The organism is Rathayibacter sp. AY1D5 (assembly GCF_002932515.1).
Taxonomy (GTDB): domain Bacteria; phylum Actinomycetota; class Actinomycetes; order Actinomycetales; family Microbacteriaceae; genus Rathayibacter.
Genome location: NZ_PSVU01000042.1, coordinates 21,069 through 33,031 on the forward strand (window position 1 = coordinate 21,069; position 11,963 = coordinate 33,031).

Sequence of the window (11,963 nt, forward strand, 5' to 3'; positions counted from 1 at the left end):
GGAGCGGCTCCGGTCGGCGCCCCGCACGCACCGCGAACCCGCGCTGCGTCCAGAACTCCCGGCCCCGCGCCGGATCTCCCCCGAGGACACGACCGTCATGACCCGTTCTTCTTCTTCTTCTTCTTCTTCTTCTTCCTCTTCTTCCTTCTCGCGGCTCCGCCTCGTCGGCAGCGGCGCACTCGTCGCCGTCGGATCGATCGCGCTCGCTGTCGCCGCGCCCACGGCGGCCAGCGCCCACGTGACCGCGGCGGCGAGCAGCACCGCCGCCGGCTCGTACACGGTGGTGACGTTCTCGCTGGCCCACGGCTGCGAGGGCTCGCCGACGACGGGACTCACGATCACGATGCCCGACGGCATCAACTCGGTCAGCCCGACGATCAACCCGAACTGGGACGTCGTGAAGAACGAGGTCGCGATCGCCGACCCGGTCACCGACTCCCACGGGAACACCGCGACCAAGCGGGTCTCGGACGTGGTCTACACGGCGAAGACGCCCCTCGCCGACGGCTACCGCGACACCGTCGCCCTCCAGCTTCAGCTCCCCGAGGACGCAGCCGGCTCCACGCTGGAGTTCCCCGTGCTGCAGACGTGCGAGACCGGCAGCACCGCCTGGGACCAGCCGACCGTCGACGGCCAGGACGAGCCCGAGCTGCCCGCTCCCACCGTCGCGGTGACCGCGGCGGAAGCAGGGTCCGGCCACGGGGGCGGACACGACGACGACGGCGACGGTGACGACGCGGTCGCGACCACCGCCTCGGCGACGACGGCCACGAGCGGCGACGACGTGCTCGCCCGCATCCTCGGAGTCGGCGGGCTCGTCGTCGGCGCGGTCGGCTTGGCCGTCGGGCTCGCCTCCCGCCGCCGCGGACCCCGGGCGTCGGCGTGACCCGTCGGAAGGCCCTCGTCGCCGCGACCGCGATCGGGCTGCTCGGCTCGATCGCTGTGGCGGCGCCCGCCAGCGCGCACAACTACCTCGTCTCGACGACTCCCGCTGCGGACTCGACCGTGACGGAGCAGCCGGGAACGCTGGTGCTGACGACGAACGACGACCTGCTCGTCCTCGGGACAGACGGAACGGCGGCGGCTCTGCGCGTCGTCGGGCCGGACGGGCTCTACTACGGCGACGGCTGCGTCAGCGTCGTCGGGCCGGAAGCGTCGATGCCGCTCGAGCTCGGCGCGGCGGGGGAGTACGAGGTGACGTGGCAGGTCGTGTCGACCGACGGGCACCCCGTGTCGGGCCAGTACGCGTTCGACTGGACGCCGGCCGACGGGACCGCGCTCGCCGACGGGTCGGACTCGGTCCCGGACTGCAACGGCACCGTCGCGGTCTCAGGAGGACAGGCCGAGTCCGCCGACGAAGCGCAGGCGACGTCCGGATCGGACCCGGCACTCCTCGAGGACGTCCTGTGGATCGGCGGCGCTCTCGCCGCGGTCGCCGCCGCCATCGGAGTGACGCTCCTCGTGCTGCGACGGCGACCCCGCGACTGAGGCTCGTGAGCCTCCTGGGGTGGCGGTCGGTCAGTTCAGGAGGCTCGCGAGGGGCCCTTCACCGAGACCGGTGAGGACGGCCGCCGCGTCCTCGTAGACGGCGACGGCTCCGGCCTCGCGGAGTTCGTGCTCCGAGGTTCCGCCGGAGAGGACTCCGACCGTTGCCAGGCCCGCGCGCTCGGCGGCCAGGACGTCCCAGGTCGCGTCGCCGACCATGACGGCGCGGTCGACGGAGACACCCGCGCGGTCGAGCGCGATAGAGATCAGGTCGGGTGCTGGCTTGGCGGTGGAGACGTCGGCGCCGCTGGTGACAGCGTGGACGGACCCGCCGAAGTCGAGGACGTCGAGAAGCACGTCCAGCTCGTTCTGCGGTGCCGAGGTGGCGAGGACGACGTGGACGCCTCGACCGACGAGCGTCGCGACGAGCTCGCGAGCTCCCGGAAGTGGAACGATGCGTGCTGTCGTCTCGGTGTAGTTCTTGGTGTGCAGCGACTTCACCAGTGCGCGCTGCTCCTCCTTCACGTCGTCCTCGAGGAGCATGTCGAGCAGCTCCGACGAGTCTGCGCCGATCGCTCGTTGGATGCGCCAGGCGGGCACGACGAGGTCGGCCTGCCAGAAGGCGCGCGACCACGCCTCGACGTGGAGGAAGTTCGTGTCGGCGAGGGTCCCGTCGATGTCGAAGAGCACCGCCGAGGTCTCCGTCGTCGCGTCTTTCCTGTCCTTCGTTCCTGCCATGTCGCTGCCCCTCTTGTCGCTTCCACGCCGATCGGCCCGTGCGTCCACGCTACGCGGGCGCGCCGAAGTGGGCCCGCCCCTTGACCTGCCTGTCTCGACCATCCGACCTGCCCGTGTCACGGCCCGCGGTCTCCGCTCGGACCGTGTCCGCCCTCCGCCCTGTCCGCCGGCTCGCCCGGCCGGGTGACATGCTGCCGTCCCGTCGGGCTCGTCCAGCGCAGCGTGCCGTCCGGCTCCTGCCGGTGGGTCCACCCCGTGGTGTGGCGGATCCGGTGGTGGTGTCGGCAGAGGTGCGCGAGGTTGTCGGCCGACGTGGTGCCTCCGTGCTGCCAGTCGTTCGTGTGGTCGACGTCCGCGTGGCGGGTGCTGCGGGTGCATCCCGGGAACCGGCAGGTCCCGTCGCGGTGCTGGAGGTGGCGACGCAGGTCCGCCGGCACTCGGTAGGAGTCGCGTCCGACGGAGAGGACCGCTCCGCTCTCCGGATGGGTGAGCAGCCGCGTGAACGAGGGAGCACCTGCTGCGAGACGCCGCGCGGTCTCTGGATCGACGGGTCCGTATCCGTCGAGGACGGCGGGCTGGTCGGAGCGCCCGAGGAGGGTCAGTGCAGGCACGGTCACCGCGACTTCGGCGCGCACTCCCGCCGGCATCGACGTGCCGTCTCCGTCGGCCGATGTCTCCCCGTCGACCAGCAGCGCAGCGGCGATGTCTGCGCGGAGCTGGCCCAGCGTCCGCTCCTCGTCCGGCAGATCCGCGAGGGAGCGGGCGGCCCGGTCGATCCTGTCCATCGCGCCGAGCACATCGGGAGCTGCGGTGTAGAGGTGCAGGATCGCCATCCCGTCGTCGAGGCCCTCCACCCAGAGCGCGCGACGACGGGCGCAGTCCCGATGACGTTCGCTGAGCGTCTGCGGGTGCAGCCGTTCCCGGAGCGACCGGAGGGCGCGTCGCAGCTGGGGCGGCGTGCAGGCGACCGCGATCGTGGCGGCCTCCTCGTCGAAGCGCCCACGGACCTCGGTGGGGACGTCGAGTGCTCCTCGCACCACGAGTCGCGCGTGCTCGGGGGAGAGCGTTCCGTCCGCGAGTGCGCGCAACGTCGCCGGGAGGTCGTTCACCAGCAGGCGTGCCTCGTCGACCAGTGCAGAGGCGTGCGCCTCCGAGACCCGGAGTCCCGTCGCGAGCTCCGCGATCAGCGCCCGGTGCGCCGCCTCCGCCTGATCCACCTGCACCTGGACGTGGTCGCCGATGAGAGCCGCCGGTGCCGCCATCGCGAGGCGGCGTGCATCCTCGACTGCCCGGTACCGGGATGCCTCGACGGCGGACCGCTCAGCGTGCCGTGAGCCGGCGAGCGCGAGCGCCTCCGTGAGCGCGTCGTCTACTGTCGCCGATTCCTTCATGCCCTGATCTCACCGGACGAAGTCTCGCCGTGGGCCTCGGGAGCGCCGTTTCATCGGACAGCATCGCGAAGAAACGTCTGTGGAGGAGCGTCGCCCCCCTCACACCTTCCGCGGCACCGTGAACACCGTCTCCACTCCGGCCGAGTACAGCACCGAGTCCGGCGCGCGCGTCGCCAGCCCGGGGAAGCCCGCGGCGTCGAGCAGCCCGTCGTCGAGCGCCAGCAGCTCCGCGCGGCGCAGCGGCCACGGCCGGTGCAGGTTGCGGCCGTACCAGGTGGAGCCCAGGTGGCGCTCGTGGTAGGCCCAGCGTGCAGTGAGGAACGAGGCGAGCGGGTCCTCGCCGACCGGGTCGCCCGGGCGGACGACGATCCGGGAGCGGGCGGCCGAGTCCGAGTGCCGGATCGTGTCGTAGATCACCGCGCCGTGGCGGTGCTCGATGCTCATCCGGGCCCAGCGGTAGGGGAGCCCGAACACCGCCTGCGCGGTGAGCACGGGAAGGAGGTGGGAGGCGTCGAGCGAGACGAACACGACTCCGCGTCGTCCCTGCTCGTCGACGGAGTAGAGCCGGACGTTCACCTCGGGGAAGGTGCCGAGCCAGGGCACCCGCGGGCCGCCGAGGAAGGCTGTCCGCGAGAGCCGGAACGGGATCAGGCCCACCCAGGAGGAGCCGTCGTGCTCGTCGGGCCTCGTCCCGGCCGGGAGGTGGGGCGCCACCAGGGCGGGGTCGACCCGCCAGTGCAGGAACGTCGCCTCGGTCCAGCGCTGCTTCAGGATGCGCGGTCCGCCGAGCGCGGGCGCGGAACGGGTGACGGGTTCGACGGAGCTCACGCGCCCATCGTGCTCCGGTGTGCTGCGAGCTCGCCCGTGCAGGCGCGCTCAGCGGCGCGCGGCGAGGGCCTTCAGTGTCTCCAGCACCAGGGCCACCGGTGCGGAGGAGGCGGCGGAGTTCCGCACGACGGCCTCGAGGGAGCGGACGGGCCGGGGACGGACGACGGGCACGGCGCGGACGCCGTCCGGCAGGCGGTGGGCCGCGAGCTCCGGCAGGACCGTCACGCCCATGCCCGCGGCGACGAACGCGGCGGCGGTGATGTGGTCGTTGGCCTGGACGTGGAAGGGCGGCGCGAACCCGGCGGCGGCGCAGGCCTCCACGACGTTCCGGCGGCACCAGCCGGTGGGCAGGTCGTTGTCGACCCAGCGCTCGTTCGCGAGCTCGGCGAGGTCGATCTCGCTCCGGGAGGCGAGCGGATGATTGTCGGGCAGGACGACGAGGTAGGGGTCGTCGAGGAGGTGGTGCGCCGTGAATCCGGGGGCGGTCGGCTCGGAGGAGGCGACGAGGAGCTGCACGTCGGGGCGCGCTCCGAGGTCGTCGTCGAGCTCCTCTCCCAGGCGCAGATCGAGGGCGAGGCCGGGGAACGCGGCGGTCAGCCGGCGGGCGACCTCCGGCATCCAGGCGCTGCCGACGGAGGCGAAGTACGTCACGGAGAGGCGGCCGGAGCGGCCCTCGCGCAGCTCCTCCACCACGGCCTCCGCTTCGGCGAGGCGCTCGAGGACGCGGTCCGCCTGGGCGGCGAGGGCGCGTCCGGCGGGGGTCGGGCGGACGCCGCGGCCCACCCGCTCCAGCAGGGTCAGTCCGGTCTCGCGCTGCAGAGCGGAGAGGTGCTGGCTGACGGCGGACGGCGTGTAGCCGAGGCCGGAGGCGGCTCCCGCGATCGAGCCGGAGGCGACGACGGAGCGGAGGATGCGGAGCCGGTGCACGTCGAGCATGAGACGACCGTACAGTTCGGCTGAACGATCCGACAGTGAACGGAACTGGTGCTGAATCCCCGGCAGCGCCACGATGGCCTCATGACCGACGTCTCCTCCTCCGCCCCGCCCTCCACGAGGGACGCCCTCCTGCTGTGGGGCGCGATCGCGGTCACCGTCCTGCTCTGGGCGTCGGCCTTCGTCGGCATCCGCGCCACGACGGAGGACTTCGGCCCGGGCGCGCTGACCCTCGGCCGCATCGTGGTGGGGTCGCTCGCGCTCACGGTGGTGCGCGTCGTCCTCATCGCCCGGAGGCGCCGCTCGGAGGCGGGTCCGGATCCGCGCACAGCGGTCCCGCGCGGGCGCCTCCTCCTGCTCGTGCTGGGCTGGGGAGTCGCCTGGTTCGGGGTCTACAACCTGGCGTTGAACGCTTCGGAGCGGCACGTCGACGCGGGGACGGCGGCGCTGCTGGTGAACATCGCGCCGATGATCACCGCCGTGCTCGCCGGGCTGCTGCTGGGGGAGGGGTTCCCCCGCCGTCTCCTCGCCGGGATGCTCGTGGCGCTGACCGGCGTCGCGGTGATCGCGTTCTCCACCTCCACCGGGCAGTTCGACGTGATCGGCGTCGCCCTCGGCCTGGTGGCCGCCGTCGTCTACGGCAGCGCGGCGACCCTGCAGAAGCGCCTGCTGGGCCGGATCGACGCGCCGACGATGACCTGGCTCGGCTGCCTCGCCGGCACGGTCGCGTGCCTGCCCTTCGCCCCGGAGCTCGTCGAGGCGCTCGCCGCCGCTCCGCTCTCCTCGATCCTGGCCGTGGTCTACCTCGGGATCTTCCCGACGGCCGTCGCCTTCACGACGTGGGGGTACGTCCTCGCGCGCTCCAGCGCGGGTCGCACCGCGGCGTCCACCTACGCGGTGCCCGCGGTGGTCGTGCTGCTGTCCTGGCTCGTCCTGGGCGAGACCCCGCCGCTCGCCGCGCTGCTCGGAGGCGCGCTCGCCCTGGCCGGAGTCGCGGTGGCGACGCTGCGGAGGCGCCCGAAGGCGGTCTGACCGGCGGCGGATGCCCCTCCACAGCCGCCCGATCGCGTCGAGTCCTCGGACGAGGCGGCTCGCGGGGATCCCGCGGGAGGGCCCGGGATATGCTGGGCGGACGTTCATCCCAGTCGGCGCCGAGCGCCAGGAACGGTGAGGATCCCGATGACCGAGGCCCTGCAGCCGCCCGTCCAGAACGCCCTCTCGCTCACGCCTCCGGAGCCGGTGGCAGCGGTGCCGACCACCTCGGCGCCGTCGATCGCGCCGAAGGTGCCGGAAGCCGCCCTGCCCGGCCTCGAGGCGAAGGTCGACGGCTACCTCGACACGCTCCTGGCGACGGAGTCCCGCAGCCCCGAGTTCGCGACGCGGGCCAACGACATCCGCACGATGGGCGACGCCGACATCCGCTCGGCCGCCGACTCGTCGAACCGGCTGCTGAGCACGCCGGTGCGCGCCCTCCAGGAGGGCGGGCTCTCCGAGGGGTCGACCATCGGCAAGACACTGCTCGAGCTGCGCCGCACGGTGGAGGATCTGGACCCGTCCGAGGACAACCTGCAGAAGAAGATCCTGGGCTTCATCCCGTTCGGCAACAAGATCACCGACTACTTCCGCCGCTACGAGAGCGCCCAGTCGCACCTGAACGCGATCATCCAGGCCCTGTACGACGGGCAGGACGAGCTGCGGAAGGACAACGCGGCCCTGAACCTCGAGAAGCAGAACCTCTGGGAGACGATGACCCGTCTCAACGAGTACATCTACGTCGCCGAGCGGCTCGACGTGAAGCTCTCGGCGAAGATCGCCGAGCTCGACGCGACCGATCCGGAGCGGGCGAAGGCGCTGCGCGAGGACGTCCTCTTCTACGCGCGCCAGAAGCACCAGGACCTGCTGACCCAGCTGGCCGTGTCGATCCAGGGCTACCTCGCGATCGACGTCGTCATCAAGAACAACGTCGAGCTGATCAAGGGCGTCGACCGCGCGACGACCACGACCGTCTCGGCGCTGCGCACGGCGGTCATCGTGGCGCAGGCGCTCGCCAACCAGCGCCTCGTGCTCGATCAGATCACGGCGCTGAACACCACGACGTCCAACATGATCGAGGCCACCTCGCGCATGCTCGCCGACCAGTCGGCCTCGATCCAGTCGCAGGCCGCCTCGGCCACGGTCGGGCTGCCGCAGCTGCAGGCCGCGTTCGCGAACATCTACCAGACGATGGACTCGATCTCGGACTTCAAGATCAAGGCGCTCGACAGCATGGCCCAGACCGTCGGAGTCCTGCAGACCGAGACGGCGAAGGCCGGCGAGTACGTCGAGCGGGCCCGCCGCAGCAACTCGGACATCGACGCGACGTCCTCGCTCGATCTCGGCCGCTAGCCGATGGGCTGGTTCTCCCGACTGTTCACGGGTGCCCCCGCGGCGCCGGAGGAGACCGCGCCCGCTCTGCCGAGCGTCCCGACGAGCGACGACATCCTCGCGGCGCTCGACAAGGTCGGCACGCGGACGGAGGGCCGGGTTCCCGGCATCGTCGCCGCGCGCATCCAGCGGATCGACGAGACGGTCCGCGAGATGGTGCCCCGTCTCGACCGCCTCGGCGGGATGAGCCGGCAGGGCCACACCGTCGTCGCGACCGCGACCAGCTACCTCCCCGAGGCGGTGGAGGGCTACCTCCGCCTGCCGAGGGACTTCGCCGACCGCCGCGCCGTGCACAGGGGGAAGACCTCGCTGATGATCCTCTGCGACCAGCTCGACCTCCTCGGAGGCACGCTCGACCGCATCTCGGACGCCGTCTCGCGACAGGACGCCTCGGCGCTGATCGCGCACGGGCAGTTCCTGGCCGAGAAGTTCACGGAGTCCTCGCTCTCCCCGAGCGGTCTCGACGCGCCTCCGCAGCCGGGAGCGCCGTCCGGATCCGGCTCGCTGACCCCGCCGAGCGCCTCGTGACCGCGCTCGCCCCGGCGCTGGACGCCCTCGTGCTCGCGGGGACGGCCGCCGGCCTCGACGCCGCGGCCGTCCGCGACGAGGGTGCGCGGCTGGCCGCCGCCGTCGCCGAGTCGATCCGCGGCGCCGGGCAGGACTGGCTCGCCGCGACCGGCGCGACGGGCGGTCTGGAGGCGTTCTTCACCGCCGCCTCGAGCGGCCGGCGCTGGCGGTCGGGGCCGACCGATCAGCTGGCCGCCCTGGTCGGCGCGGGCTCTCACCACTCCTCCGCCTACGCCCGCGCCCTGACCGAGGTCGTCTCGGCGGCCAGCGCTCTCGGCGACCCGGGCATCGGCGGCATCGCCTCCGCCTCCGCGACCGCCGCGGCCCAGCTCTCCGCCGTCCCGGGCGCCCGGGGCGCCGCTCCGACGACGAGCGGAGGAGTACCGCACACGACCGGCCGGACGCCGGACGGTGCCGCGAGCGCCGACCTGCCGACCGGTCTGCCCGCCGGCGTGCCCGGGGTCGACGAGATCCTCGAGCGCCTCCGCCGGACCGAGCACGACGGTCCGCAGGACGAGCCGGCGCCCGCCGCCGCTCCCGCCGCGGAGCCCGCCTCCGAGCCGGAGCCGCTCGACCCGCCGGAGTCCATCGACGACCTGCTCGCCGAGCTCGACGCGCTGATCGGCCTCGACCGGGTGAAGAGCGAGATCAAGCGGCAGACGCAGCTGCTCCGGATCGACACCCTGCGCCAGGCCGCCGGACTCAGCACGCCCACGCTCACCCGCCACCTCGTCTTCACGGGGAACCCCGGCACGGGCAAGACGACGGTGGCGCGGCTGGTCTCGCGGATCTACCGCTCGCTCGGCATCCTCTCGAAGGGCGTGCTCGTCGAGGTCGACCGATCGGAGCTGGTGGCCGGCTACCTCGGGCAGACCGCGACGAAGACCGCGGAGGTGATCGCCTCCGCGCGCGGCGGCGTCCTCTTCATCGACGAGGCCTACGCGCTCGCGCTCGACCAGTACGGCGCGGAGGCGGTCACCACCCTCGTGAAGGACATGGAGGACCACCGCGGCGACCTCGTCGTGATCGTCGCCGGCTACTCCGGGCCGATGCAGGGCTTCCTCGACACGAACCCGGGTCTCGCCAGCCGCTTCTCGACCACGATCGACTTCGCCGACTACTCCGACGACGAGCTCTCGGCGATCTTCGGCCGCCTTGCCGCCTCCGCGGACTTCGAGCCGACGGAGGAGGCGCTCGCCGCGTTCGCGGGCCTCGCCTCGGCGCAGCAGCGCACGGAGGCGTTCGGCAACGGGCGCTGGGTCCGCAACGTCCTCGACGCGGCGATCGCCCGGCACGCCTGGCGCCTCCGCGACGTGGAGGAGCCGACGCTCGACGAGCTGCGCATCCTGCTCCCCGAGGACGTGGTGGAGAGCCCCGAAGCCTCGAGCAGCCCGGACGGAGCCGGCGGCGACGACGAGGGCGCGGTCGACGGCTCTGAGGAGGCCTTCGGGCAGGCGGACGCCGCCCCGAGCGGCACGGCCGTCCCCGTCACCGACGACCCCGAGGAGGAGAGCCGTTGAGCACCGCACCCGCCGCGCCGCCCGCGCAGAGGATCCCCGAGCCGCCCCTCGTCCAGGTCGCCAACCGGCCGGCGCAGCGGAAGCCGTCGCTGCTGGCCCGCGCGACCGCGACCACTCCGGCCACCCTGCGCCTCCTGCTCGCCCTGACGGCGCTGGCGGCCGTGCTGTTCGGCGTGTTCGCGCAGCAGGCAGGAGCGATGCAGGCGCGCGCCGCGACCACGGCCCGGGAGCAGTCGGCGCAGCTGCTCGGCGTGCAGAACGTCCGCACGCTGCTGGTGGACGCCAACGCGATCGCGGCCAACACCTTCCTCGTCGGCGGACTGGAGCCGACCGAGCTGCGGGCGTCGTACGTCTCGAGCCTCACCGGCGCCGCCTCCGCGATCGCCGGGCTCTCGGCAGCCGACTCGGCGGACACCCGGGCCCTCGCCCGGGTCGCCAGCAGCATCACGACCTACAGCGGGCTGATCGAGCAGGCGCGGGCCAACAACCGGCAGGGCTTCCCCGTCGCCTCGGCGTACCTCGACCAGGCGTCGACGGCCCTCTCGGGAGACGGCGGCATCCTCGAGGACCTCGACGGACTCGTCGACTCCGGTGCCGACCGGGTCGCGGCCGCCTACGACGCCGTCCGCTGGAGCGTCCTGCTCATGATCGGCTCGCTCGTGATGCTGGTCCTCCTCCTGGCGGCGCAGCTCTGGCTCGCCCGCCGTACGCACCGCTACCTCAACCGCCCGCTCGCCACGGGGACCGCCCTCCTGCTGGTCGTCGGCGTCGGCGGGGCGCTCGCCTACGGATCGGTCGCGGCGGACGCGGGGACGGCGCGGGTCGAGTCCTACCGCGAGGCGCTCACCGTGTCGAACGCGCTCATCGCCGCGAGCGACGCCAAGTCGCTCGAGAGCTTCACGCTGATCAAGCGCGGCTCCGGCGCCGCCCTCGAGGAGCGCTACACCCAGGCCGTCGACTCCGCCCGGGAGAAGCTCTCGGGCGACCTGCAGGACGAGCTGGCGAGGACACGGCTCGTCGACGAGTTCGGGCAGTGGCAGTCGTTCCACGAGGAGATCCGGGAGGCGGACGACGCCGGGAACTGGGACCAGGCCGTCCGCGTCGCCACGATCACCGGGAACGGCACGCCGAACGAGCTCTTCACCACCTTCTCCGACGACGCCCGCGACGTGGTGCAGGAGAAGGCACTGGCCGCCGCCACCACGCTCGATCGAGGCGCGGAGTTCGCGACCCTCGTCTCGTGGATCCTGCTGGCGGCCGGTCTCGCCGGAGCCGTGTTCGCCTGGCGCGGCATCGCCCAGCGACTGGAGGAGTACCGATGAACCGCCTGCGCGCCGCCGCCCTCGCCCTGGCCACCGCCGCGGCTCTCGCCCTCACCGGCTGCACGACGGGGGCGGACGACCTCGGCACGCCCCTCGCCGCGGCGACCCCGACTCCGACGGCGAGCGCGTCCGCTCCCGCCGCTCCTGCCGCGGCGGACTGCTCGCCCTCGGCGGTCACCTCCTACGCGCCGACCGGCGTGACCGACAGCACCAGGCTCGCGGAGATCCGCGGGCGCGGGACCCTGCGCGTCGGCGTCTCGGCCGACACCCTCCTGATGAGCGCCCGCAACCCGATCACGGGGGCGATCGAGGGCTTCGACGTCGACATCGCCCGCGAGGTCGCCCGGGCGATCCTCGGCAGCGACTCCATCGACTACGTCGTGATCACCTCCGCTCAGCGCCTCCCCGCGCTCACCGGCGGCGACGGCGCCCCGCAGGTCGACATGGTCGCCCGCACCCTGACGATGACCTGCGATCGCTGGAGCTCGATCGCCTTCTCGTCCGAATACTACGACGCCGGCCTCAAGGTGCTCGTCTCCGACGACCCCGACGGAGTCCCGATCACGGGCATCGGCGACCTCGACGGCGAGAGGGTCTGCGCGCCCAGCGGCACCACGACGCTCAGCCGCCTGCAGAACGACTACCCGGAGGTCGAGGCCGTCGAGGCCGCCACGCACTCGCAGTGCCTCGCCCTCTTCCAGGCAGGAGAGGTCGACGCCATCGCGGGCGACGACACGATCCTCGCGGGCTTCGTG

General features: G+C 73.0%; 12 protein-coding genes. 8 read left to right on the forward strand and 4 right to left on the reverse strand.

The window, feature by feature from the left end; all coding sequences use genetic code 11:
- Positions 1 to 97 precede the first annotated feature (97 nt).
- Both C5C82_RS12720 and C5C82_RS12725 read left to right on the forward strand, forming a co-directional pair.
- Entirely contained in the window at positions 98 to 886 is a 789-nt protein-coding gene (locus C5C82_RS12720; RefSeq protein WP_104355178.1) for a YcnI family protein, read from the forward strand.
- A complete protein-coding gene (locus C5C82_RS12725; RefSeq protein ID WP_104325966.1) occupies positions 883 to 1,488 on the forward strand; it encodes a copper resistance CopC family protein in 606 nt (201 codons plus the stop codon). The genes C5C82_RS12720 and C5C82_RS12725 overlap by 4 nt, the downstream gene beginning before the upstream one ends.
- A gap of 30 nt (positions 1,489 to 1,518) precedes the next feature.
- Here the strand turns inward: C5C82_RS12725 and C5C82_RS12730 are convergent, their stop codons facing one another.
- The 4 genes from C5C82_RS12730 to C5C82_RS12745 all read right to left on the reverse strand — a co-directional run bounded on the left by C5C82_RS12730 (position 1,519) and on the right by C5C82_RS12745 (position 5,378).
- Positions 1,519 to 2,223 (reverse strand): HAD family hydrolase, encoded by a 705-nt coding sequence (locus C5C82_RS12730; protein WP_104355179.1) that lies wholly within the window; start codon positions 2,221 to 2,223, stop codon positions 1,519 to 1,521.
- A gap of 116 nt (positions 2,224 to 2,339) precedes the next feature.
- A complete protein-coding gene (locus C5C82_RS12735; protein ID WP_104355180.1) occupies positions 2,340 to 3,614 on the reverse strand; it encodes an HNH endonuclease signature motif containing protein in 1,275 nt (424 codons plus the stop codon).
- Positions 3,615 to 3,713: 99 nt separating this feature from the next.
- The gene (locus C5C82_RS12740; protein ID WP_104237664.1) at positions 3,714 to 4,442 is read right to left on the reverse strand and encodes a YqjF family protein; all 729 of its coding nucleotides are present in this window, start codon (positions 4,440 to 4,442) and stop codon (positions 3,714 to 3,716) included.
- 48 nt (positions 4,443 to 4,490) lie between these two features.
- Entirely contained in the window at positions 4,491 to 5,378 is an 888-nt protein-coding gene (locus C5C82_RS12745; protein ID WP_104355181.1) for a LysR family transcriptional regulator, read from the reverse strand.
- Between the two features lie 81 nt (positions 5,379 to 5,459).
- On the opposite strand from C5C82_RS12745, the gene C5C82_RS12750 reads away from it, so the two are divergent.
- The 6 genes from C5C82_RS12750 to C5C82_RS12775 form a co-directional block, all read left to right on the forward strand.
- Entirely contained in the window at positions 5,460 to 6,407 is a 948-nt protein-coding gene (locus C5C82_RS12750; RefSeq protein ID WP_104355182.1) for a DMT family transporter, read from the forward strand.
- A gap of 147 nt (positions 6,408 to 6,554) precedes the next feature.
- Positions 6,555 to 7,760 (forward strand): toxic anion resistance protein, encoded by a 1,206-nt coding sequence (locus C5C82_RS12755; RefSeq protein WP_104223833.1) that lies wholly within the window; start codon positions 6,555 to 6,557, stop codon positions 7,758 to 7,760.
- Between the two features lie 3 nt (positions 7,761 to 7,763).
- Positions 7,764 to 8,327 carry a hypothetical protein gene (locus tag C5C82_RS12760; RefSeq protein WP_104355183.1) on the forward strand — a complete coding sequence of 188 codons (564 nt, stop codon included), beginning with the start codon at positions 7,764 to 7,766 and terminating at the stop codon, positions 8,325 to 8,327.
- Positions 8,324 to 9,886, forward strand: coding sequence for an AAA family ATPase (locus tag C5C82_RS12765; protein WP_258066108.1), 1,563 nt, complete (start codon positions 8,324 to 8,326; stop codon positions 9,884 to 9,886). Before C5C82_RS12760 ends, C5C82_RS12765 begins: the two co-directional genes overlap by 4 nt.
- Positions 9,883 to 11,208 carry a hypothetical protein gene (locus tag C5C82_RS12770; protein ID WP_104273647.1) on the forward strand — a complete coding sequence of 442 codons (1,326 nt, stop codon included), beginning with the start codon at positions 9,883 to 9,885 and terminating at the stop codon, positions 11,206 to 11,208. Before C5C82_RS12765 ends, C5C82_RS12770 begins: the two co-directional genes overlap by 4 nt.
- Positions 11,205 to 11,963 (forward strand): transporter substrate-binding domain-containing protein (locus tag C5C82_RS12775; RefSeq protein WP_104355184.1); only part of this gene is annotated, 759 nt, incomplete at its 3' end. The genes C5C82_RS12770 and C5C82_RS12775, both read left to right, overlap by 4 nt.

Excerpts from the sequence above, each read along its gene's own strand:
- C5C82_RS12745 (WP_104355181.1), bottom strand. The coding sequence starts at position 5,378 with ATGCTCGACGTGCACCGGCTCCGCATCCTCCGCTCCGTCGTCGCCTCC.
- C5C82_RS12760 (WP_104355183.1), top strand. The coding sequence starts at position 7,764 with ATGGGCTGGTTCTCCCGACTGTTCACGGGTGCCCCCGCGGCGCCGGAG.
- C5C82_RS12720 (WP_104355178.1), top strand. The coding sequence starts at position 98 with ATGACCCGTTCTTCTTCTTCTTCTTCTTCTTCTTCTTCCTCTTCTTCC.
- C5C82_RS12730 (WP_104355179.1), bottom strand. The coding sequence starts at position 2,223 with ATGGCAGGAACGAAGGACAGGAAAGACGCGACGACGGAGACCTCGGCG.
- C5C82_RS12735 (WP_104355180.1), bottom strand. The coding sequence starts at position 3,614 with ATGAAGGAATCGGCGACAGTAGACGACGCGCTCACGGAGGCGCTCGCG.
- C5C82_RS12750 (WP_104355182.1), top strand. The coding sequence starts at position 5,460 with ATGACCGACGTCTCCTCCTCCGCCCCGCCCTCCACGAGGGACGCCCTC.
- C5C82_RS12755 (WP_104223833.1), top strand. The coding sequence starts at position 6,555 with ATGACCGAGGCCCTGCAGCCGCCCGTCCAGAACGCCCTCTCGCTCACG.